The 22,624-nt window shown below is 37.7% G+C and carries 19 protein-coding genes and 1 pseudogene; 12 read left to right on the forward strand and 8 right to left on the reverse strand.

Going from position 1 to position 22,624, the window contains the following annotated elements; all coding sequences use genetic code 11:
• The first annotated feature begins 42 nt into the window (after positions 1-42).
• Together MSBRW_RS07430 and MSBRW_RS07435 are read left to right on the forward strand one after the other, a co-directional pair.
• Complete coding sequence (locus tag MSBRW_RS07430; RefSeq protein ID WP_011308258.1) at positions 43-438, forward strand: hypothetical protein; 396 nt, start codon at positions 43-45, stop codon at positions 436-438.
• A gap of 19 nt (positions 439-457) precedes the next feature.
• Positions 458-664, forward strand: a complete 207-nt coding sequence (locus MSBRW_RS07435) for a helix-turn-helix transcriptional regulator (protein ID WP_011308257.1) — start codon at positions 458-460, stop codon at positions 662-664.
• A gap of 107 nt (positions 665-771) precedes the next feature.
• Here the strand turns inward: MSBRW_RS07435 and MSBRW_RS07440 are convergent, their stop codons facing one another.
• On the reverse strand, positions 772-987 hold the full coding sequence (locus MSBRW_RS07440) for a hypothetical protein (protein ID WP_011308256.1): 216 nt from the start codon (positions 985-987) through the stop codon (positions 772-774).
• A gap of 123 nt (positions 988-1,110) precedes the next feature.
• Between MSBRW_RS07440 and MSBRW_RS07445 the strand changes: the two genes are divergently transcribed.
• The 6 genes from MSBRW_RS07445 to MSBRW_RS07470 all read left to right on the forward strand — a co-directional run bounded on the left by MSBRW_RS07445 (position 1,111) and on the right by MSBRW_RS07470 (position 7,634).
• On the forward strand, positions 1,111-1,851 hold the full coding sequence (locus tag MSBRW_RS07445) for an ABC transporter ATP-binding protein (RefSeq protein WP_011308255.1): 741 nt from the start codon (positions 1,111-1,113) through the stop codon (positions 1,849-1,851).
• Positions 1,852-2,137: 286 nt separating this feature from the next.
• The gene (locus tag MSBRW_RS07450; protein WP_011308254.1) at positions 2,138-3,511 is read left to right on the forward strand and encodes a COG1361 S-layer family protein; all 1,374 of its coding nucleotides are present in this window, start codon (positions 2,138-2,140) and stop codon (positions 3,509-3,511) included.
• A 34-nt stretch (positions 3,512-3,545) separates the two neighbouring features.
• Positions 3,546-4,937, forward strand: a complete 1,392-nt coding sequence (locus MSBRW_RS07455; RefSeq protein ID WP_011308253.1) for an ABC transporter permease — start codon at positions 3,546-3,548, stop codon at positions 4,935-4,937.
• A 288-nt stretch (positions 4,938-5,225) separates the two neighbouring features.
• The gene (locus MSBRW_RS07460) at positions 5,226-5,732 is read left to right on the forward strand and encodes a phosphate-starvation-inducible PsiE family protein (RefSeq protein WP_011308252.1); all 507 of its coding nucleotides are present in this window, start codon (positions 5,226-5,228) and stop codon (positions 5,730-5,732) included.
• A 366-nt stretch (positions 5,733-6,098) separates the two neighbouring features.
• Complete coding sequence (locus tag MSBRW_RS07465; RefSeq protein ID WP_011308251.1) at positions 6,099-6,863, forward strand: endonuclease III domain-containing protein; 765 nt, start codon at positions 6,099-6,101, stop codon at positions 6,861-6,863.
• A gap of 315 nt (positions 6,864-7,178) precedes the next feature.
• The gene (locus MSBRW_RS07470; protein WP_048103013.1) at positions 7,179-7,634 is read left to right on the forward strand and encodes a hypothetical protein; all 456 of its coding nucleotides are present in this window, start codon (positions 7,179-7,181) and stop codon (positions 7,632-7,634) included.
• Between the two features lie 179 nt (positions 7,635-7,813).
• Here the strand turns inward: MSBRW_RS07470 and MSBRW_RS21955 are convergent.
• The 3 genes and pseudogenes from MSBRW_RS21955 to MSBRW_RS07480 all read right to left on the reverse strand — a co-directional run.
• Positions 7,814-8,193, reverse strand: a pseudogene (locus MSBRW_RS21955) (hypothetical protein); the annotation flags it as partial.
• A 391-nt stretch (positions 8,194-8,584) separates the two neighbouring features.
• Complete coding sequence (locus tag MSBRW_RS07475) at positions 8,585-8,944, reverse strand: TrmB family transcriptional regulator (RefSeq protein ID WP_011308249.1); 360 nt, start codon at positions 8,942-8,944, stop codon at positions 8,585-8,587.
• 37 nt (positions 8,945-8,981) lie between these two features.
• Positions 8,982-9,437 carry a MarR family winged helix-turn-helix transcriptional regulator gene (locus MSBRW_RS07480; protein ID WP_011308248.1) on the reverse strand — a complete coding sequence of 152 codons (456 nt, stop codon included), beginning with the start codon at positions 9,435-9,437 and terminating at the stop codon, positions 8,982-8,984.
• Positions 9,438-9,952: 515 nt separating this feature from the next.
• Between MSBRW_RS07480 and MSBRW_RS07485 the strand changes: the two genes are divergently transcribed.
• Positions 9,953-11,449, forward strand: coding sequence for an AAA family ATPase (locus MSBRW_RS07485; RefSeq protein WP_011308247.1), 1,497 nt, complete (start codon positions 9,953-9,955; stop codon positions 11,447-11,449).
• 218 nt (positions 11,450-11,667) lie between these two features.
• Positions 11,668-13,356 carry a vWA domain-containing protein gene (locus tag MSBRW_RS07490; protein WP_011308246.1) on the forward strand — a complete coding sequence of 563 codons (1,689 nt, stop codon included), beginning with the start codon at positions 11,668-11,670 and terminating at the stop codon, positions 13,354-13,356.
• A 785-nt stretch (positions 13,357-14,141) separates the two neighbouring features.
• Here the strand turns inward: MSBRW_RS07490 and MSBRW_RS07500 are convergent.
• From MSBRW_RS07500 to MSBRW_RS07510, 3 genes are all read right to left on the reverse strand, one after another.
• The gene (locus tag MSBRW_RS07500; protein ID WP_011308245.1) at positions 14,142-14,570 is read right to left on the reverse strand and encodes a pyridoxamine 5'-phosphate oxidase family protein; all 429 of its coding nucleotides are present in this window, start codon (positions 14,568-14,570) and stop codon (positions 14,142-14,144) included.
• Between the two features lie 501 nt (positions 14,571-15,071).
• On the reverse strand, positions 15,072-15,359 hold the full coding sequence (locus MSBRW_RS07505) for a PKD domain-containing protein (protein WP_011308244.1): 288 nt from the start codon (positions 15,357-15,359) through the stop codon (positions 15,072-15,074).
• Between the two features lie 2 nt (positions 15,360-15,361).
• Positions 15,362-18,178, reverse strand: coding sequence for a PKD domain-containing protein (locus MSBRW_RS07510; protein WP_011308243.1), 2,817 nt, complete (start codon positions 18,176-18,178; stop codon positions 15,362-15,364).
• Positions 18,179-18,544: 366 nt separating this feature from the next.
• Between MSBRW_RS07510 and MSBRW_RS07515 the strand changes: the two genes are divergently transcribed.
• Both MSBRW_RS07515 and MSBRW_RS07520 read left to right on the forward strand, forming a co-directional pair.
• Positions 18,545-19,519 carry a hypothetical protein gene (locus tag MSBRW_RS07515; protein ID WP_011308242.1) on the forward strand — a complete coding sequence of 325 codons (975 nt, stop codon included), beginning with the start codon at positions 18,545-18,547 and terminating at the stop codon, positions 19,517-19,519.
• Positions 19,520-20,656: 1,137 nt separating this feature from the next.
• A complete protein-coding gene (locus tag MSBRW_RS07520) occupies positions 20,657-21,265 on the forward strand; it encodes a hypothetical protein (protein ID WP_011308241.1) in 609 nt (202 codons plus the stop codon).
• 357 nt (positions 21,266-21,622) lie between these two features.
• On the opposite strand, the gene MSBRW_RS07525 is transcribed toward MSBRW_RS07520, so the two are convergent.
• Complete coding sequence (locus MSBRW_RS07525) at positions 21,623-22,576, reverse strand: NADH:flavin oxidoreductase (protein ID WP_230670014.1); 954 nt, start codon at positions 22,574-22,576, stop codon at positions 21,623-21,625.
• Positions 22,577-22,624: the final 48 nt, after the last annotated feature.

Genomic DNA, 22,624 nt, shown 5'->3' on the forward strand with positions numbered 1-22,624 from the left:
AGACGACGCTTCTCAATATTAAGATTATTCAAAGGGAGAACTATGAAAAATATCAAAAAGATATATATGTACAAGCTTGCTTTAGGAGTTATTCTTCTGCTTGCTGGAATAGTATCAGCAATTTTTTATAAAAATGAAACCTCGTTTTCAAGTTTTCTGATCATTATGGGGCTAGTCCTCTTTGTTCTGACAGCCTTTAGACTCTTCAGGCAGGGTGACTTTCCAGACAGAGATGAAAGGACAAAAAAACTAGCAGCTTACGGGATTACTTATTCCTGGCTTCTGACATTGGTACTCATTTCAGTGTTCTATTTGGCAAACTACTTCAAATTGGTTGAGTTTACTGCTGGAAGCGTACTTGGTATACTTCTTATCTTTATGGTCATTTCAGCAAATATCTTCAGGTGGTATTTCATGCAAAAAAGTGATGTTGAATAAGGATGTCTGAGGTTACATAATGAAAACAAGGATCAAGGAATTCCGAGCCAGACATGACCTTACTCAGGAGGCCCTTGCAAAAATGGTAGGGGTCAGGAGAGAAACCATCGTTTTTCTTGAAAAAGGAAAATACAATCCTTCACTAAAGCTTGCATACCGGATCTCAAGATGCCTGAACGCCACAATCGACGAGTTATTTATTTTTGAAGATACGGATTTCAAATGAGCTTCTAAAAAATACATTTCTATTCCATATTTATGTGAGCCTATCCTGAAACTCAAAATTTGATTTGTGAACCTTGTATTTGGAACAGTCAATTGAATGCCTAATAACTAAAATGATCCCGAAAACTCAGGATGATTTAGAATAAAATAGGTTTTGGGATAGGCTCTGTCAATATCTCTGTCAATATCTATGTCAATATCTATGTCAATATCTATGTCAATATCTATGTCAATATCTCTGTCAATATCTATGTCAATATCTATGTCAATATCTATGTCAATATCTATGTCAACATTTATGTCAACGTTTATGTTTTTTTCCAATATATTAGTATATTTTATCTTAACTTTTTATATATACACATAATATTTTTAATAATATTCAAGGAAGAATAAACTTTTAAATAAGTAATTATTATTAGTTTAATAAGTTTTATAGGAGAAAACATGGAAAATACACTTATATCCTTTCAGAATGTCTGGAAAATTTATCAAATGGGAGAAGTTCAGGTCAATGCTCTGAAAGCTGTGAACGTGATATTCAGAAAAGGAGAGTTTGTTGCAATAGTCGGGCCCTCTGGAAGCGGGAAATCTACAATGATGAACCTAGTGGGCTGCCTGGATACCCCTACAAAAGGTCAGATTTTCCTGAAAGGCCGAAATATAGCCCGCCTTGAAGAATCGGACCTTGCAGTTCTGAGGGGCAGGACAATTGGATTTGTTTTCCAGCAGTACAACCTGATTCCTGGAATGACGGCTCTTGAAAATGTGCTTTTGCCCCTGGAAATCCAGGAAATTGACGACCGAATGGCAGAAAGACGAGCAAAGAAAATGCTTGCGCTTTTAGGTCTTTCGGATAAAATTCAGCATAAGCCTTCTCAACTTTCAGGTGGCCAGCAACAAAGAGTCTCGATTGCAAGAGCCCTTGCCTGTAACCCTGAACTCATCCTCGCAGACGAACCAACAGGAGCTCTGGACAGTGTTACAGGAAAGGAATTACTGGGAATTCTATACCGACTGTGGAAAGACGAAGGCAAAACAATAGTTATGGTTACGCATGACCTGCACCTTGCAAAATACGCAAACAGGCACATCGAACTAAAGGATGGAAAAATCATCAAGGATGAGACAAATGAGAAAAAACTTGATCCAGAAACTCAACATAGGATGCTGGAGACCGAAATCTGAGAGATAAAACTATGGATCATTTTTAGAATAGGTTCAAATCATACTCAAGCTAAGTTTTGATTATTCAGACTAATTTAAAGGCGCTAAGACTAAATTATAACTACTAAGACTAATTAAAGACACTGGGTTTAACTATGATCATTTCAGATTATTTGGATTATTTCAGATTATTTGGATTATTTCAGTATTCAAATCATACCAAACTCTATTCGGACCATATGCGCCCGATAAAACCTTTTTGGACACTCTTTAGAGTTATGACATAAGTAAAAAATGAGGAATTGAGATGGGTTTTAAACTTACAGGTTTTATTTGCTTGCTCTTGCTGTTTTTCTTCTGCGTTCAACCGGTTCTGGCCGAAGATACTTCAGAAGACGAGAGCACTGAAGATGAGAGTACTTCCATTAGTTCGGGCCTTGATAAAGGCTTAGCTCTAGACCTGCTCAACCAGGATCCAGATCCTGTAAAACCAGGAGAGATCCTTGAAATCAGGCTTTCGATCCAGAATACGGGATATGAGGACCTGGAGAATTGTGTTATTGAAATCAAGCCAGAATACCCTTTCGAAGCTCTTACCGGTGAGCCACTTGTAAAGAATATAGGCACTCTGGGAAAACGTTATGAAGATACCCGCCAGAAGGTCGTAAAATTCAAGCTCGGGCTTGAAAATAACGTCAATGAAGGCAAATATCCTCTGAAAGTATATATGTACACAACTAAGGACAAAAGCAGGACTACTCTCACAAAAGACTTTGATATAGAAGTTGATAGCGAATCAAACGCTGAAATCGAATATATCAGCGTCGAAAAAATGGTACCAGGACAGAAAACCAATCTTGTTTTTGGTATAAAAAATGTAGGAAATTCTCCCCTGAAGAACGCGATGTTTTCTTGGGACTGTACTAATGACGTAATCCTGCCTGTGGGTTCGAGCAATGTTAAGCACATTAACCTGATTGACGTCGGAGACACTGCCAATGTCAGCTTTGAAGTCCTGACAAACGTCAATACAAAGCCAGGCCTGTATAAGATGGACATGGTGCTCACCTATGATGATATTGAAGAACTCCAGACTATCACGGAAGCGGGCACTGTAGAAAATCAGAAGCGAAAAGAGATCAAAAGCAAGGCAGGAATCTATATCGGAGGCACCACGGATTTCGATGTTGCATTCATGGAAAGAAGCCCTACTGGAGCTTACACTTTTACGGTTTCAAACATCGGAAACAACGCGGCAAACTCAGTCAAAATATCTGTCCCCTTACAGGCAAACTGGACTATCACAGACGGCAGCAGTAACTCAGTAGTTGTTGGAAACCTGCAAAAGGGAGACACTACAATTGCCGATTTCGACCTGAAGCCGGCAGCTATGGAGAAAGAACTCCCTATTAAATTTGAAATTAGCTACACTTCAAATGACGGGATCAGACAGAACGTGGAAAAGGAGCTATCCCTTTATTCCTCGTCTTTTACCCCATCAGCCGAGTCTTATGAATCAGAAGGGGGTAATTCTAGCTCATCACTGAAGTATATTGGATTAGCTATACTCATCTGTATAGCAGGCGCTGTTATCTATAAAAAGCATCAAAAGAAGATCAAAATGAAGAATGCACAGGAAGATGAACTTAACGAAATAAAGTTCGATGACCCGGACAGGTGAATCAGAAGAACGCGGAAAATGGAGTCTGTGTTCCATGAAACCGGGAAAAATTTTAAAAATTGCTTTTAGTATGGTCAAAGCCAATAAGCTGAGAAGCTGGCTGACTATAATAGGGATAATAATCGGTATTGCCTCGGTAATGGCGATTGTCACTACAGGGGAATATTTCGAGAAAGAGGTAACTGAAACTCTGGAAGGTTTCGGGGGTGATATCATCACAATCGTAGCCTCAACTCCCTTCCAGGTAACCGACGAAGAATTCGTAGTGGCGAGTTCAGAAGATACAGACGGAAGTTCAGATGTTTCGGGAGATAATTTCGAGACAAATACCGAGACCGAAGAAAATGAAGAGGAAACTCAGGACAGTACATCTAACTCTCTCGAGTTTGAGCAGGTGACGGAATCTCAACTCACAAATATGGATGTACTTACCCTGCGCCGCATTCCAGCTATCGAATATATCAATGTCAATGTTGACAAAGACGCAGAAATGAATCTCGGGGGCGAGAGTACCCATGTATGGATAACAGGCGTGGATCCAGCTGTCTGGTCTAAAATCTCAAATAAAGATGTAGAGAAGGGCCGAATGTTGGAAACTGGAGATCGGAATGTTGTGGTTCTTTCAAATGAGCTCGCAAAGAATACTTTCACGAGGGAGATCAGGCTTAACGAGATAATTCTATTGAATGGCAAGTCATACAGGGTAATTGGAATTCTGGCAACGGGTAGTGGACTTCTTGGAGGTCTTTCAGGACTTTTCGGTAGCAGTATCTATATGCCTTACCAGGATACATATTCCATTCCCAGTAATACGGATCTTTCTGAGACAGAAACGGATGATTACAGTGCAGATGTCTACAGCACAATAGAGGTCAAACTCAAGAAAGATGCAGATTATGAAGCAGCCATTGAAGAGATCGAGCGCAAAATGAGGCTATCGAGAAGAGTTACTGAAGATACCCAGGACTTCTATGTGAATTCTCAAAAAGAAGTAATTGAGAGTACCAGAACGATGATTAACGGTCTTACTGCCTTCTTGGCGTTTATTGCAGGTATTTCTCTCCTTGTAGGTTCGACAGGAATCGCGAATACAATGTTTACGTCTGTCCTTGAGAAGACTAAGGAGATCGGAATCATGAAAGCCATAGGAGCAAAAAACCAGGATATAATGCTGATCTTTCTTTGCAATTCCGCAATGATCAGCCTTGTAGGAGGGATCATAGGTATTCTCATTGGCACAGTTGCAGTGCAGGCAGTTCTTTTCTTCATCTCTTTAAAAATGAATGCTCCCTTCGAATTTGCTCTCAGCTTTAAAGCTACCTTTATTTCGACCTTAGTTTCCATAGTTGTGGGTCTGATTGCAGGTCTCGTGCCTGCAAAGAACGCCTCGGAACTGAAACCTGTAGATGCACTGAGGTATGAATAATCAGTTAGAAAGAAGAATGTCTTACTGGAGATCATTTAACCTGAAAGGATTGTCTTAGAAAGGAAGTGAGGAATAGAAAGAATTGTCTTAGAAAGGAAGTGAGGAATAGAAAGAATTGTCTTAGAAAGGAAGTGAGGAATAGAAAGAATTGTCTTAGAAAGGAAGTGAGGAATAGAGAAGGAGGTAATTAAAAATCAAAAAATATATTTATTGAATAAATATGAAGAATTATATGAAAAACTATATATAGGGTCTAAAATATGAGAAGCAGTGGATATAGGAGATAAAATGGATAGTATTAAACTATTTAAAAAGGTCACTGATAGTATCAGTATAATTTTTCTTTATATACTACTGCTAGCTTTAATTATGGGGATGGTAAAGACCTTACTGGATATCCGTCTCATTATTTTTGAGTCTCTCGAAAGTGGATTCAGTCACATGGTAACAAGTGTACTGACGGTTTTTATTGTTATTGACCTTTTCAAAGCTTTTGTTGATTACCAGGAGAATGACAGGATCAGGCTTACGGATATCACAGATGCCACAATATTTATAGTCCTGCGTGAAATCGCTGTTGGCCTCTATTCAAAGGAATTCGGGTATGAATTTGTTTTAAGTCTGGCGGCTTTATTGTTTGTACTCAGTATAATGAGGGTGCTTGCTATCAAATATTCCCCAACAAAATCTCGGGTTCCTGGATCTTATAAAACTGCACAGAGTGAAGGACAAACTGCAAAACAAGGCGTTAATGCCGTCTTAGATAAATGCAAAACTGTCTCTGAAAGCAATTAATTTCTTTTTGAAAGCATTTGAGCAGTTCTCCTCTGCTGTAATTTTCTTCTGTCTCTGGAAGATAGAAGAAAATATTATTTCTTTTTTGATCACACAGCTAAGGAAAAATTTGAAACAAATTTTAGCCTATGCAGATTCAGTAAAGTTAGCAAAGTTAATTGATTAATAAATTCATAAAGTTCTAGGGTTGGTAAGTTTGTGAAAAGTTGGTAAGTTTGTAAAAAGTTAGTAAGTTTATAAAGTCGATAAGTTACTAAAAAAGTTAACAAATTAGCAAAGCTAGTAAAGTTCGAAAAATGAAAATAAATAAAGGCTAATCCTGGAATAAAAAAGTTTTAAACTATTTCTTCAGTATAAGATGTTTAAATGAAAGATAGTGCTCAAAATTTCAGTACCGAAAAAACAGGGCTGAAGCCTGTTATCAGGAAGATCTACGATTGTCTCTTTGACTCCTACGGCCCTCAGGGCTGGTGGCCTTTAACCGAACTTCGTGAAGCCGAGGGGACAAATCCTACAAAAACCGGCTCTGTCCAGGGATATCATCCTGCTGACTATACCTATCCCCAAACCAGAAATCAGCGGTTTGAGATTATCTGTGGAGCCCTGCTTACGCAAAACACTAGCTGGATACAAGTTGAAAAAGCTCTTCTGAATCTTAAAGATCTCCTCAGCCTTAAACAGATAAACTCCTTTTCTCCTGAAACAATTATCTCCCTTGACACGGAAATCCTGAAAGAAGCTATTAGGCCAGCAGGTTATTACAACCAGAAAGCAATGCGCCTGAAAAACCTTGCCTGCTGGTTTTTGGAACTTGAAAATCGAATCCCTGCACGTAAAGAGCTTCTTTCTTTAAAAGGCGTGGGCCCTGAAACTGCTGATTCGATTCTGCTTTATGCCTTCAAACAGCCTTCCTTTGTTGTTGATGCTTATACTAAAAGAATAGTAACAAACCTGGGCCTTGCTGATGAAAAGGCAGGTTACAATGAAATCAAAGCCCTGTTTGAAGAAAATTTGCCTGAAGACACGACTGTTTACCAGGAGTATCATGCCCTGCTCGTGGAGCATGCCAAAAGATATTATCAGAAAAAAAGCATTCGGACTAATGATATTATACTAAAGCACGTATTTTAGAAAATATAATATTATAATCACTAACCCTATTAAACATCACTTTTGAACAAAAATGAATGATCTTTAGATGCATTAGACTACGACGACATATTATCTTCTGAGATTTTAAAAAAACATTCATATGACTCAAAAGACTTTTATCCTTCCCGGCTATGTTTTGCGGCCAGCCAACATCTTAACATTTAAACCTTTAAACTTATTGACATTCAAATGTTTTACATCATTATATAAAATAAAATAGAAATGTTAAAATATGTTGCAACGTATTCACTTTTTATGGCACTATCTTATATATTATATAATGAAATTTTGAGAATGCGAGACAGACAACTTGCTAAAGAAGATCGCGTGCTGACAGCGAAGATTTTAGTAAACAAGGTTCTATTGGGATTTCTTAATGATTGGAAATCATATTCGACATCTGATCAATTCTGGGCAAATGAAGATGCTCAGTATATTGCATTTATAGGAATAGATAAGACACTCGAATATCATTTAGATCAGTTTGTTCTCGTTGCTACTGAAATTGGTTCTATTGGCATATTACCCGACGAGGTATCTAATAAACTAGTAGAGTTCGCAGCCAGGATGCGACCGATGATAAGTCAGTCTAATATTGCTAATCACGAGACATGGGGCAGGGAATATCCTGATAGTCTTCCTAACAAGTTTGATGCTCTTTTGATTGACATCACTGATATGTTGCAAAATTTAGACGAATGTTGTGACACCACGAAGTTTGTGCTCGGCCCAGTTCCAGGGATATTTTGAGCAACGTGAATTTAAAAATGTGAAGAAGAAAATCTTTATACAAATTAGTAGTTACTTCCATCTTCTTACTATAAACTCCAAGCGACTTTTGAGCTGTGGTAATATGTGAGTTCGTAGAACCTATGCAATAAGTGGTATTTCCAAGAAAACTTGCACTCTGGTTTATCATTCGGTTTATATTACCTATATTCAGCAGGTAAAAGTAATTGTAGATAGATATTTTCATATTTCTCTCTCCATTAGACTCAATATCTTCCAGTGAATCTCTTCCATATTCTGTATTTCTGACTTTATTTCCCTTTTTTCTGAGTTATAGGTTTTGTAATCCCTTGAAACTTGATAAATATCCATCTCATTGTTGGCCTTTTTGTTGGTTTCCCTTTTTGATCGGGAACTGTTTCATTTTCGTCCTCTTATTTTGTTCTAATTTTGTCCTCAATATTCATTCCGCAATTGAATAAATCATTAAGCAGAGAATCATTATCATTGTCAATGCTTCAATTCTTGACTTATTCTTAAGGTACACTTTCGATACGCTAAAGGCACCACTTTCCAAAAATATTTATATTTATGGTTATAATTATTGGTATAAAAGTTTATTAAATTGAATTTAAACTGCTTTAAACAAATTTTTTTGCAAAATAAACGTTATTATATAGTATTATTGAAAAATAAGGAATTTTGTAGAAAATGGTGAAGTCTCAACTATATGCTTACCTGCCGAATTCAGGATAGATGATTGCAGTAGTCATTTTAACGTTAACCGGTTCCTTAACTGATGACGCGTGAAGTAGAATTATAAGAACTAAAAGATAAGATTATAAGAACTAAAAGATAAGATTATAACAATTAAAAAGCAGATTAATTAAATAAATAACTGATGTTACATTAAATAGCTTTTTTAAAATTTCACTTTTTTTCTACTTCTACTTCTTTCCGACTTTCATTTCTTAGACCCGTACTTTTAATTTGCGATAACTTCCTACAGAAAATCCGTTAGTTGTAGGGCTCAGAGCGTTAAGTTCATTTGCAGTCTCGCTTAGAGAAAGCATAAAGTCCGTCCTTATCCTGAAAATAAGCTTTTCAGGCTCTACGCAGCAAAAAAGTGTTGGTTCACCCTCAATTATCCGGACATAACCCTTCTTCTCCATTCCTCTGAGCGTTCCATAAACTTTAGATCTAGGGACTCCGGAACTTTCTGCAATTTCACTGGCTCGCGCTTGCTTAAGGCAGACAAGTACTGCGTAGATTTTAGCTTCGTTTCTGGTAAACCCCAGTTTTTGCAGATTTTCTATAATTTTACGAGTCACTTCCTTCTCCTCCTTTTCACCCATATTCCGATTAAATTTATCGAATTTGTTGACTGACCGCCTTTCTTAAAATCCTCACCATCATCTCAAGACTCTGAACATAGTCCTCTATATCCTTCTCATCTACAAGCTTAAGCAACTCATCGAGAATCTGATTAGAATAGTTATAACACTCTAATCCTTTCTCAGTCAGCGAAACAAGCACTTTCCGTCGGTCTTCCGGGTCAGTTTTCCGAAATACTAACCCCTTTCTCTCCAGATCATCAACCATTCGAGTGAGGCTGCTTTTATCCATACCTGTATACCTCCCTATAGTTGAGGGCATGATCTCACCTTCCATACCTATGATCTTGATTACTACAGGCTGATTCTTGCTTAGATTCTTGAATTTGCTAATGATTTTCTTCTGAAAAGTCTGTTCAAAAATAAAATTGTCAAGAGCATCCCTTTCCATCATCAGAAGAATTATTTTCTTTAGCGTTACTTCATCCATTTTATTCACTGTTCCTCTTTACACCTGAGTTTGCAATCATAAGCATATTCTCAGGGAGTAATTTCCGAATATAATGAATTATAATAATATTGATTTTTCAATTATACAAAATTAAATAATTGAAAAATCAACAGTTGATAAATCAACAATACTCTTAACATATTTAAGCTTCACGGTCCGCACATGAACAAAAAAATTGTAAAGTATAAAAACTGATTGCCTTTGTTTTGCAAAAAAATCCAATTCTCTGTTCCTTTGAACTCAAAAAACTCGTTAACGAAAGGTCAATTAGAAGAAAAGGATTTAGGAACTTTTTAATATATAAAATAAAAAGTTATATGTCCAGAAACTAATTTTTCAGAAGGTCAGATAGAATTGAAAGGTTTAAAATAGAATCAGACTAAAGACTTAAAACCTGGCTGCAAATTGATTTTATTCTGATCTGTCTCACTATATACTCTTTACCTGGAGGCCTGTTCCTGAAAGAAAAGCTTCTTGAGATCAAATCCGTATTTATGGCCTATTTTAAAGAGCGAGAAGCCGAGATCAACGGCTCACTCCTTGCCGTGCTGTCCGGAGAAAACATCCTTTTTCTTGGGCCGCCTGGAACGGCAAAAACCCAGCTTGCGAAAAATATCTGCCAGTCAATCGAAGGCGGAAATTTCTTCAATTATCTCCTGACAAGTTTTTCCACCCCTGAAGAACTATTTGGCCCCCTCTCCTTAAAAGCCCTGGAAGAAGACAAGTTCCGCCGGAAAATCGATGGCTGCCTCCCAACTGCGCATATCGCTTTGCTGGATGAAATTTTTAAAGCGAGCAGTGCGATCCTGAACAGCCTCCTGACTATCCTCAATGAGCACAAATACCATAATGGCAGAGAGCTTGTAGACGTACCTCTACTTTCGGTTTTCGGGGCATCCAATGAGCTTCCTGACGAAAACGAGAGTCTTGAAGCTCTTTATGACCGCTTTTTATTCAGGTACAGGCTCTCCTACATTCAGGACGATGAGAATTTTCGGGACCTCCTTTTCAGGAGCCCTGAAGAATTCGAACCTGCTGCAACTCTCAGGGTTTCCGCAATATACGAACTCCGAGCACGCGCAAAGGACATGCCTGTTGACCCTGATGTTGAGGTCATTATAACTGAGCTTCGAAAAAGCCTTCAACTTCAGGAAATTGAAATCTCGGACCGGTGCTGGAAAAAAGTTATTCAGGTCTTGAAGGTTGCAGCTTGCAGCAGCGGATGCCCGACCGTGGACAGAACAATGGTACTCCTGCTTCAGCACATGCTCTGGAACCTGCCTGAAGAACGGGAAACCATAAGAAAAACTGTCTTTGAGTTCGCAATTTCAGGTGGAATCAGCACGGAAAAACTGCGCCAGGAAGCCGAAGACCTCCAGGCTGCGGTAAGTATTGCCTTGAAAAACGAGCTTCCTGTAATAATTATATGCGACAGTTGCGGAGAAGAATTCCTGCTGAGGCAGGAAATCGAAAACCACCATATTTCCCATCCTAATCACAGCTATACTCTTAAAATGGAAGGATCTTCAAGGATCTATCCCTATGGCAACCTTGTGAAAGAAATTGATTTGCTCCAGGCAGCCGCTGGAAAAGCGAACCAACTGTCACAGGCCCAAAAAGAAATTTTTGAAACTGAATTGGAAGCCCTGGCCGATCGTGTGGAACGCATAAAATACAGGCTTGAAGCAGAGCGAGAACTTCTCAAAAATCTGATGGATGCAAACATCTGGCTCTCGACGCTTGACAAAAACGAAGCTCTGCTACTTCACGATACCCGAAGTACCGAGCTATCCGAGCTCAACGACCTTATATCGAAAATCCGGTCAATGCTCGGACTGCAGAGCAGGCAGACAAGATCTGAACCTCAACCTGAACTCCAGCCTGCAAAAGAGGCAGGAAAAAGAGAGATGGAAAAAATTTCTGTATCTGATTCGGGAAGCAGTGTCAACAGTTTTATGAAAGGAATTGGTTCTCGATTCAAACTCAGATAAAGAGCTCGGATCAGATAGTTTAAACCAAGTATTTCAAAAGATGTAGCTTTAAACCAGGTAGCTTTAAACTATAGTCACGAGGCTAATAATGCAACCGTCCAATGAAGTACAATGAAGTTTTTTGTTGCAACAATTACAGACGTGACTATAGGTAGCTTTAAACAAGGAAGTTCTAAACAAGGAAACGTTAAATCAGATAATCTTAATGAGGTTTTGATATGGAAGGCTCTGAGGATTTCTCAAATAGTCCAGGTGCAGCCTCATATGGAACTCACTCCTTTTCAGAAAATAAAGCCTCAGGAAATAAGGGATTGCAGGATTTGCTTCTGCTCCATAATCAGACTGCGACTGTGCTGGAACGGGATCTCAGGAGCACAATAGCCTTTCCTCGAACTATCCCCCGGCCAATGCGAGAAAAAATAGCCGAAATCATAACTCTTGAGATCCTTTTTGGCCAGCCTTATGAGATAAAGGATCCTGAAAGGTTTATTGAGACCTTCGGAGCTTTTTATCCAATCCTTCTTACTCTAAGAAACTCAAAACCCTGGCCTAAACTCCGAAAAATTGCAAAAAAAAGCAGGGGAGCCGGAATTGCAGGCTTGAAAATTCTTCTGCCTTTGATTTATAAGATCCTGGAACGCTTTTCAGAATCAACCAGCATTTCAGGTACAGAGTATCTTAAGGATCTCGATACTGAAATGGATGAGATCCTGAGGCAATTTGAAGAAATTCTGAAAGAAACACTTCTCATGTGGGGGAATTCGGGATATGCGGAACTTCCAGGCAGGAATTTCCAGAAAATGAAAAATTTCGGAGAATCTGCCCTTGTTGACGCTATTCTGGCATTCATGCAGAAAGGCGGGTACCAGGAGTTTCTGGAAAAAGTTATGGAAGGGCTATACCGGAGAATGAACGAGTTCGTTACGGAAATGGAAGAAAATCTGGAGCTTTTCGATACGCTTACCCTGCTTTTTCCCCAGCGCAACTGGAGTTATTCCGTAAAAGAGCTTAAAAAAGAGCCATTCTATGTGCAGCTTAAAATGCTTAAAAACTATTCAACTTTTTTTGAAAAAAGCCCTGACCTGAAAAAAATCATGGATTTCATAGGCAGGCGGGAATTTGACCCGCCCTCAGACCGCATACGCCTTTCACCTTTCGGGAAAGACCGGATACAGACTGTGCGTTTTTCCGACTCTATCAATAACCTGCTGCCCATGGAAGCCGCAAAACTCCTGAATCCTTCTCTGAAAAAGAAGTTCTATGCAGACATGCTTGAAGGAAAGCTCCTGAGCTACCAGTTCCTCGGAAAGCACTACACAGGCCCTCCTCGCATAAAACCCAGAGGCCCGATGATAGTGCTTGTGGACACTTCCGGGTCAATGCACGGAGCTCCACAAACTTTAGCTAAGTCTGCAGTGCTGGCTATGGCAAAACTGATGCTTTCCCAGCAGAGGGACATGAAAGTTATCCTTTTTGCCTCGACAAGCCAGCACCTGGAAATCGAACTCAGCAGCAGGAAAAAAATGTCCGAAAAATTTCTGAATTTCCTTCTCTATACCTTCGGCGGAGGAACTGACTTCAATACCGCCCTTGCCTCAGGCCTTAAGTCTCTGAAAGAAAAGGATTTTCAGGGTGCAGACCTGCTCTTTATAACCGATGGCAAATCCGAAGTTTCTGATGAACTGGTACTGGCCCGTTGGGAAGAAGCAAAAAAGAAGTATAATGCAAAGGTCTATTCGCTGATCGTAGGCAGCAGTGGAGCAGGAGGGCTGTCTGAAATCTCGGATTATATTTATTTTGTAGAAATGGAAATGGATTCTGAGGGCAGCAGTGGGTTTGTGAGACTAATCGAATTTACCGAAGAGAAAAACATGAATGCCATAGATTCCAATAAAGCAGGAAATTAAGAAAGGGTTACTAAGAGTAGGTTAATTAAGAAAGGATTGATAACTCTCTTTTTCTTTTCCGTTTAATTTCCAAACCTATTTCCTTAGCTGCTTATCATAATCTGAACACCTATCATAATCTGAACACCTATCATAATCTGAACACCTATCATAATCTGAACACCTATCATGAAATGTTAGATATTAACAATGAGATCCGAAATGTCAGATATTAACAATGAGATCTGAAATGTTAGATATTAACAATGAGACCTGAAATGTTAGATATTAACAATGAGATCCGAAATGTCAGATATTAACAATGGTATCTGAAATGTCAGATAGGTAATATTTTATCTGCAGTTTCTGATTCTGCACCTCTTTTTGAAGAATATATGCTTTCTTTGAAGAATTCTGTATACCCTGAAAAGCAGAAATTCGGACAGCATAAATGCCAGAAAGTCCGACACTGTCGAAACCGCCAGAATCCAACCAGTCGGCATAACCAGGGGAGAAGGATAACAATAGGGATCAAAAAGAGGAACTGTCGGCTAATGGAAAAATAGAGAAATTAAATGAATTTTTATGTCTATCTGCAAAAGCAGGCTGAAAGATGTGCTGAAAATGAGAGTTGAGGGAAGAAGTAAATGTTGGAATAAAGGGAGAATTCAAGTGAGAATAGCAACTAAGCCATTTTGAACTGTGAAAATCAATTTCTTCTTGTTGAAATGAATTAAAAATTGAAATGGGTATTACCCAATTGTAGAATTCAAAATGGTTTTGAGACAGCTTGTCAGGAAAATATTTTAATTGCCGAATTTTATGAACTTTTTAGGCTCTAGGTTAGTTTCCATTGTCCAAAAATACGCTTCACCTCTGGCAATGCGGAAAATTATAAGTCCTGGATGATCAAATGTCAGACCAAACTCTTTAAGAAATGGCCTGTCCTCCAGAACTTTCTTCTTAAGTCCCGGGTCCTCCACAAATTCGATTTTACCTGCAACTCTCATCATCTTTCCTGTTGCTTCACCGGGTTGCCAGAAACATGCTTCTACTTTTGGGTTTGCCTGAAGTTGACTGTACATATCTTTCGTGGCTCCAATTTGAAAGTAAAACCCGCTTTCATCTGCGAACCAGAAACCCAGTGCCCGAACTCGGGGTTGATCTCCTTCTACTGTTGCCAGATAGCAAACTGGTGTTTCATTTGCAAACTTAATGCAATCTTTAAAATCCATAATTAACTTCCTCCAAATTATTGTTAGTTTTAACTTGATAATATTTCAAGCTAATTGTTTCGAGTAGTAAGTGATAAAATTCTAATAATCCGATTCAAAAATGAATATTGTGATTTCATTCTAAAACATTGGCAGAAGGATAGATTTATACGTATTAATAAGTCAAATCTGCTTATTTGCCAGATTTATTTACGGACCTTACACTACCTGTATAATTTATTCATTTTATCTTCTTTTATACAAGAATAAGCTAAGTAGATTGATAAGCTAAGTAGACTGATAAGCTAAGTAGACTGATAAGTAAGTAGACTGATAAGTAAGTAGACTGATAAGTAAGTAGACTGATAAGTAAGTAGACTGGAAATACGAGAAACTGTTTCAAAAAATTCTTTGTGTTTTTTCTCTAGATATTTCTCTAGATATATTTGTTCGTCGGCACCTGTCGCCACTGAGGTATCAGATCCTTAAAGTTGCTTTCTAAGAAAGGTCATAAGACAAGATTCATAAAACTATACTGTCAGGGAGCATGACCTCTATAACATTACTATTGAAGTTTGCAACCGGAGCATTTGGATCAGTAACAACTATATAACCCGGCTTTGTCACTGTACTGTTCCTTGCGGCATTTTCTACAGTTAGACCAACTGTATAATTTCCTGATTTTGTAAACGTGTGAGTTACATCCATGGCATGCTTTGAATTGATACCATCGCCAAAATCCCAATACCAAGAAATAGGTGCTTCGCCCTTACTTGTAGCTTCACCTTTACTTGTGGCAGCGAATAACACTGTTAGAGGTGTTGTTCTAGAGTCACATTGGATGTAAGTCCAGTTTGTGGTTCCATGGGTCTAGCAGTGAGATCATACATATAGATATCACTAAAAAAAACATGATCAACGGGTGATCTATGATAACTATACTTCCTATATACAATCCTGTCTCCATAGATATCAGGATCGTGTGCACCTCCGCTGGTGGTAATCTGAGTCTCCTTCTGAGTTGAGAGATCGTACATGTAAATATTGATGTATTCGTTGCGGAAATCTTCCCATACTATCTTATTACCATAAATAGCAGGATAGTATTGACTTGATTTATTGGTAGTAATCTGAGTCTTCTTGGAAGTGGATAAATCGTACATGTAGATATCGGTGGTGACATCTTCTCTGTGCCACTCTTTCCACACTATCCTGTTACCATAGACGTTAGGGAATGTTGCTTCTCCGTTGGAGGTTATTTGAGTTTCCTTTGAAGTGGAGAGATCGTACATGTAAATATCCGGACTTATGTATCGAAGATCATGCCAGACTATCAAGTTACCTTGCATATTAATATATTGAGGTATTCCTTTTGAAATTATCCGAGTTTCCTTAGAAGTGGATAGGTCGTGCACGTAAATACCTTTATTTCTAGTTCGATAATCCATCCACATTATCCTGTCACCATAGATTTTAGGTCTCTGAGCGCGCCCGCTAGTGCTTATTTGAGTTTCTTTTGAAGTAGATATATTGTACATATAGATATCATACTGTCCATTACGATCATCTTGCCACACTATTCTATCACAGTAGAGTGAAGGATATGTCTGATTTGATTCATTAGCAGTGATCCTGGTTTCCCTGGAAGTGGAGAGATCGTACATGTAGATATCGTAGTTTCCGTTGCGAAGGTCTTGCCATACTATTCTATTACCATAGATATCAGGATGGGATGCTAATTCGCTGGTTGTAATCCGGATCTCATTTTCTGTAAGTACAATTATCGTATCAGTTTTTGAGGTAGTGCCGTAAGCATTTCTTACTGTCAGGTTAACAGTATGGATTCCTGGTGTTGTAAATGTATAAACAGGGTTTACATCGGTTGAGTCTGTTTTTCCATTATTGTCGAAGTCCCATACCCTTGACGTTGCATTTTGAGAAGTGTCATTAAACTGTACCGTCAGGGGAACATAACCCTCGATAATGTTACTACTAAAATTTGCATCGGGAGCTTTTGGATCGATAACAACTATGTAATCTGGCTTTGTCGCTGTACTATTACCCACGAAATTTCCTACAGTAAGATTTACTGTGTAAATCCCTGGTTTTGTAAATGTGTGGATTGCATTCGTGGTGTGAAATGTGTGGATTGCATTCGTGGTGTGTTTTGAATAAATGCCATCGCCAAAATCCCAATACCAGGAAATAGGTTCTTCGCCTTTACTTGTAGCTTTGCCAATAATTCTACCATGGAAAGACACCATTAGAGGTGCTTTTCCAGAGGTTACATTAGCATAAAAATCTGCCACTGGTGGTTGTGGGGGAGTTACAGTAATATAATTCGGTTTCGTTACCGTGCTATTGCCTGCTTCATTTGTAACTGTTAAAGTAACGTTATACACCCCTGGGTTTGTAAACGTATGGGTTGCATTCATGGCATGTTTTGAGTAAATACCGTCACCAGTGTCCCAATGCCAGGAAGTTGGTACTCCACCAGTGCTGGTATCAGTGAATAATACCGTTAGAGGTGCTATTCCGGAAGTCACATTGGATGTAAACCCAGCTTGTGGTTCTATGGGTCTAGCAGTGAGATCATACACATAGATATCACAAAAATAAACATCACCAGGACCAGGGGTCAATCTTTGACGATTATCACTATACACTATCCTGTCTCCGTAGATATCAGGTCCCATTGCACTTCCACTGGTGGTAATCTGAGTCTCCTTCTTAGTTGAGAGATTGTACATGTAAATATCCCATTTTCCATTGCGATTATCATCCCATACTATCCTGTCCCCATAGATAGCTGGAGACGAACCTAACGAGGACTGTCCGCTGTAAGAGATCCGGCTTTCTTTCTCAGTTGAGAGGTTATACATGTAGACATCCCCTCTTCTCCCAGTAAAGTCTGAATTGCGACTATCCTTCCATACTATCCTATCACTGTAGATCACGGGAGCATATGCTCTTCCGATAGTGTTGATCATAGTTTCCTTCTTAGTGGAAAGGTCATAAATGCAAATACTATCTCTGCTAATGGAATTGTTATTTTTATCTATAATAGTTCCATTGTCCCCGTAACCCACCCATACTATTTTGTTTTCATATATTGAAGGGTTACTTGCAGATCCTCTTGTGGTTATCTGAGTTTGTGTATGAGTGGAAATATTGTACATGTAGACATCGGTCTTGTAGTCGCGTTCCGCAGCCCACACAATTCTATCACCGTAAATATCAGGAACACAATGGGACAAATTCTCTGTGATTAGTGAACTTGTAGAATTAAGTATATCATACACGTAAAGTCTGACCCTAACTGGATTCTCATTTACATTATAAAGACAGTATACAATTTTATTATCATATATAGCAGGATGTGATACATAATGTTCAGGCATGGTAATTATAGTATCATTTCCGGTTTTTAGGTCATAAAGATGAATTTTGTCCCAATATGACCACACCACTTTATCACCGTAAATAGAAGTCTCTCCATTTAGTCCAATATCCTCTGAGAGCTTAATTTCCTGGGCAGCTAACGTTACAGCTGAGTTTGAAACCAAAAATACGAAAAATAATGCCATTAACACTAAAGGTACTGAATGCAATTTTCCCCTATCTTTCATTTATTTACCCTCACCACATCTCATTAAAAAAATATAATTACTGACCGTTTTTCAATAATTTTTACTCTTTCCTTTGAATTTCAATCTGTGATTGACTGAATACTCTAAATATGACGACAATTTAGAGTTGTCAAAAGCACAACTGCTAATTCAAATAAAAATGAAAAAACACAATCAGTAATTGTAGTTAAAATGAATTAGTTGCGAATAACGCCTGCCTAATGTAGATCCTATCCGGAAACCAATAATCGAATGTTGAAAAGTAAGTATTTTCCTACAATCTTTTTTCTCTCTTTTCCCCCATATTGCTAATGATCAGCAATGTTGATGTAGTTTTCCAGTATTATATCCTTTATGGGGATTAATGTGGGGAACAAAATAATACATCTGGCACTTATTTTGATTTTTCTTATAAGTTTTACATCAATAGCAAAGGCTGACAAAGAGACTATGATCGTAAGTTGGAGGCTAACGTTGAGTCCATCGATCTATGGCAACGTTGTTACATGGGCTGATACTTTTGGTAACGGAGTTTTCATGTATAACTTGACTACCGGAAACATAACCGGAATAGGACATTCGGAAAGTAGCTCATCTATTATTCAGGGAGATAAAATTACATGGTGGGACTATGGAAACATAACTGTGTATAATATTTCCACTGGCAAAAAAATTGAAATCATTAACGCAAGTACACCAGCGATCTATGGTGATAATATCGTGTATGTAAGGTCAAAATATGCTGACTGTCAGCCTGCCTCTAATCAAAATGCTGAGTATAACAGTTTGTACTTATACAACCTTAGCACCCATAAAGAAGTTCAACTAATTCCATATACGCATGCAATCTACGGTGCTTCTATATACGAAAATAAGATTGTATGGACACGGACAAATAGGGTAAATCCAGGTGAATGGAGTACAAACATTTCCATATACGACATACCCACAAAGAGAGTAAGTGACATCAGTAGAAGTGGTAGAGCAGGGAACGGTAAAATTTATGGAAATATTGTCGTGTGGACAGAAAACCAAAATGGATCAAGGTATGTCTATATGCGAGATATTGCCAAGCACAAAACACGTCAAGTAACATTTGATGGCAACCCGATCAGTCTAGATGTATATGGTGATAGAATAATTTGGGAAAGAAAATACTGGGTAGGAAATAACTTGTCGAATGACATTTATATATACAATATCTCAACTAACGAGACAACTCGTATTACATCTGCAAGAGATCCTGATATTTACGACGATAAAATTGTATACATTCGCTCAAGCAATGATACAGAAAACCAGGAAGGCAGAAATATATATTTGTATAATCTTTCAGCCTGAAATTTTTAAGGCGAAAGCCTCTTTCTTTTTAGGACGGAGTATAAAACTAGAAATTCCTATCTAAGTTGCAGTTACAAAAATTTTTCATTTTTTAATTTTTGACAAAAATCTTGCTAGTTGTAATCAAATTGGTGACTTTGGTATATTAAACATTAGAAGCATTTCTTTTGACAAAAATGGAACAATTGTCAATTAAAGGGCAAAACATAGTATAACTAAATTAGAATTGGGGAAAATAAGAAATTTTTAGTGAAGAAAATTTTATTCATTCGTGTCGGTTATTGATGTTCATAGAGTGCATATTCTATTTGCTCTCCTAATATACCAACTGGGTTTTCAATTGGTACTCCAAGTGTTCTGGATAGGAACACGTCTATTTTTTTGTTAGTTTAATTACACTTACTCCTAGGTCTAAAGTTTTTTGGATACTATCTCTGTCTCCTCGAAATTTGACATAAATTTAGTTGAAAGCTTTCATTTTTAATTTACTTTTAGACCCCTTGAAATATGATTAGTTTTTTAAGGGCTATTAAACCTTATTTGTCCAATTAATTGTAGTGTCAGCCTTTCCCCAGTTAAGGTACATTCATTAAAGAATCTATTTGCTGTTTAAATGACTTAAGTACTTTAATTGGTAAATTAAACGTTGATTTGTCCTTACTTTTAACATTGAATTTTGTATGGATAAAAATGACATCAGATGCCTTATTTATAAATAAACATAAATTGTAATAAAATAAAGTATTTATCTCGCTCTCTTCTTGATTTAAAAGAGTATTATAAATTATTTATCTAAAAAATTGATTTTTAGAGTGTACCTTAATTGGGGAAACTCTAAATGCATACCTATTATCCAAAATAAGCATTGTATACCCTTAGTTTTAGTACTGATTTGGAAGGACCCTATTTACTTTGTGTTTTGCTAGTCATCCATTAACAAGTGATTAGTGTTTCCATAACGTTCTCTCTATCATAACTTTGCTTGTGTTCATATTGAAATTAAGGATACTTAATCTTCAAGTAAAAGTATAATATCCGAAAAGATGCACTGTCCCTCAAAAAGAGAAAAAGTATTATGAAGTTATAATAAATTCGGTATCATTAGAATAGCAATATTTAAGATCTCAGGTAGTTATCATGATATCCGATGATGCTATAGCGACAGGATTTATATCTGGAGTGTTTTCGATTACAGGTATATTCATTGGTTACAAGTTGTCAAATTTTCAATGGGAAAAACAACGTAAAATTGAAAAACGGAACATTGCCACTGGTTTCTATATGGAAATAAATGATATTATATACATTATTAAAAAGATTATTAAATATTACGAAGATCACAATATGATAAATGAGTTTAACCAACCACGCTCGGCTGGCCCTTATACATTAAACGGAGCAATTGTTGAAACAAAAATTGGCTTAAACAGATTTGGTTCATTGTATAATGAAAATGGTTTATATTATCACTTTAGAAAAGAAATTTATCTTTTAGACACAGATACAGTTGAAGGTCTTTTAAATTTTTATACTGAATTGATTCACGCTGTCAATTTATATAATATTTATGATGGATATTTATTTGGAAAAAACCCCACAAAAAATACAGATTCCACTGCCGCTTGGAATATCGAAGATGATGTTATTAAGCACATGTTAGTTGCAAGTAATGAAGTTCCAAATCTATTGTGTTTGCTTGAGGTCCAGATGAACAAAGATAATATAAAAAGAAAAATGTGTGATTAAAGAGTTTTTTAGAATATCTTTTGTAAACTTACTGTGAGGATAACATGCAAAAAATTCTGTAAATTTAAATGATTCTATGTTTTTTTCTTTTCTAGAATTTTTGGTTTTCACATTCGCGAGGAACAAAAAGAGGATAGTGACCTTGATATTCTTGTAGAATTCTCTAAAGAACCGAACCTCTTTGAATTCATTGGGCTCAAATAGGAGTTTTCAAAACTCTTCGGCGTAGAAGTGGATCTTGTTATGAAAAATGCTTTAAAACCGAGGATTGGGAACAGAATTCTTGAAGACGTCATGCAGGTATGATTTACTGAATGAAAAAACTTAAAATAAGTCCTCCTTTAAATCCTCATAATTTCACTCGTTTTTTCCTGCCGGACAAAGCGTATGATCTGTAAACCAGAAACACCTCTCACATCCCAAGCACGTGTTTACAGGCTCGCTGTTTATCACATGATTAGCAAATTCAGGGTCAGCTAACATACCCCTGCCAACAGCAACAAGATCCACATAATCATTTTCAATTAAGAACCGTACCTGTTCTTCAGTGCGGATTTCATTAACTGCAATAACTGGAATCTTTACTTCTTTTTTGATCTTACAGCCACTATAGGTTATAGGACTGCAAATGAAACCGTCGGGAACCGTATTTGCTGGGGGCTGCATGCCAAATGAAATGTGCAGTAAATCAATACCGGCTTTCTCAAAAGCTTTGGCTGCTTCAATGCCGTCCTTGCTTTCCGGCAGATACTCGCCCATGCGCACACTAACAATGAAATTTTTAGGAGTGTTGTTTCGAATCTCCGGCAGAATTTGTGTTAAAACTCTTGCCCTGTATAGAACGTCGCCGCCATACTTATCGGTTCGGCGATTGTAAGAAGCATCAAGAAACTTACATAAGGTAAATCCGTATGCAAAATGAAATTCAACGCCATTAAACCCAATTTCACAGGCACGAATGGCTGCCTGCTTCATATTTTTTTGCATCGAATGAATTTCTTCGGTTGACAATTCGTTAATATCCATATTGCCGCAATGAAGCTGCATCATTACTGTTGCGCCATATTCGTGGCAGTTGCTTGCAATTTGCTTTAAAGCTGAGATATCACCTGCCGACCACATGCCTGTTGAATCTACAGCCCCAAAAACGCTGGTAGCCTGCACGATGATAAGGCCAGTACCGCCTTTTGCACGTTTCGTATAATGTTCAATGTGCTGCTTGCCATAATGAGAGCCATTATCTCCGTGAAAGGAAAAAGTAACCATAGGAGGCATCACAATTCGGTTTTTTATGTGATTCCCACGAATCACTAATTCATCTGTTATCTCAGTCATTTTATTTTCCCGCTAATTTCTTTT

This window comes from Methanosarcina barkeri str. Wiesmoor (assembly GCF_000969985.1).
Lineage (GTDB): Archaea > Halobacteriota > Methanosarcinia > Methanosarcinales > Methanosarcinaceae > Methanosarcina > Methanosarcina barkeri_B.

Coding starts and splice junctions, on each gene's coding strand:
- MSBRW_RS07460 (WP_011308252.1), top strand. CDS start 5,226: ATGGATAGTATTAAACTATTTAAAAAGGTCACTGATAGTATCAGTATA.
- MSBRW_RS07450 (WP_011308254.1), top strand. CDS start 2,138: ATGGGTTTTAAACTTACAGGTTTTATTTGCTTGCTCTTGCTGTTTTTC.
- MSBRW_RS07485 (WP_011308247.1), top strand. CDS start 9,953: ATGGCCTATTTTAAAGAGCGAGAAGCCGAGATCAACGGCTCACTCCTT.
- MSBRW_RS07480 (WP_011308248.1), bottom strand. CDS start 9,437: ATGGATGAAGTAACGCTAAAGAAAATAATTCTTCTGATGATGGAAAGG.
- MSBRW_RS07455 (WP_011308253.1), top strand. CDS start 3,546: ATGAAACCGGGAAAAATTTTAAAAATTGCTTTTAGTATGGTCAAAGCC.
- MSBRW_RS07490 (WP_011308246.1), top strand. CDS start 11,668: ATGGAAGGCTCTGAGGATTTCTCAAATAGTCCAGGTGCAGCCTCATAT.
- MSBRW_RS07510 (WP_011308243.1), bottom strand. CDS start 18,178: ATGAAAGATAGGGGAAAATTGCATTCAGTACCTTTAGTGTTAATGGCA.
- MSBRW_RS07470 (WP_048103013.1), top strand. CDS start 7,179: ATGCGAGACAGACAACTTGCTAAAGAAGATCGCGTGCTGACAGCGAAG.
- MSBRW_RS07435 (WP_011308257.1), top strand. CDS start 458: ATGAAAACAAGGATCAAGGAATTCCGAGCCAGACATGACCTTACTCAG.
- MSBRW_RS07520 (WP_011308241.1), top strand. CDS start 20,657: ATGATATCCGATGATGCTATAGCGACAGGATTTATATCTGGAGTGTTT.
- MSBRW_RS07445 (WP_011308255.1), top strand. CDS start 1,111: ATGGAAAATACACTTATATCCTTTCAGAATGTCTGGAAAATTTATCAA.
- MSBRW_RS07465 (WP_011308251.1), top strand. CDS start 6,099: ATGAAAGATAGTGCTCAAAATTTCAGTACCGAAAAAACAGGGCTGAAG.
- MSBRW_RS07430 (WP_011308258.1), top strand. CDS start 43: ATGAAAAATATCAAAAAGATATATATGTACAAGCTTGCTTTAGGAGTT.
- MSBRW_RS07500 (WP_011308245.1), bottom strand. CDS start 14,570: ATGGATTTTAAAGATTGCATTAAGTTTGCAAATGAAACACCAGTTTGC.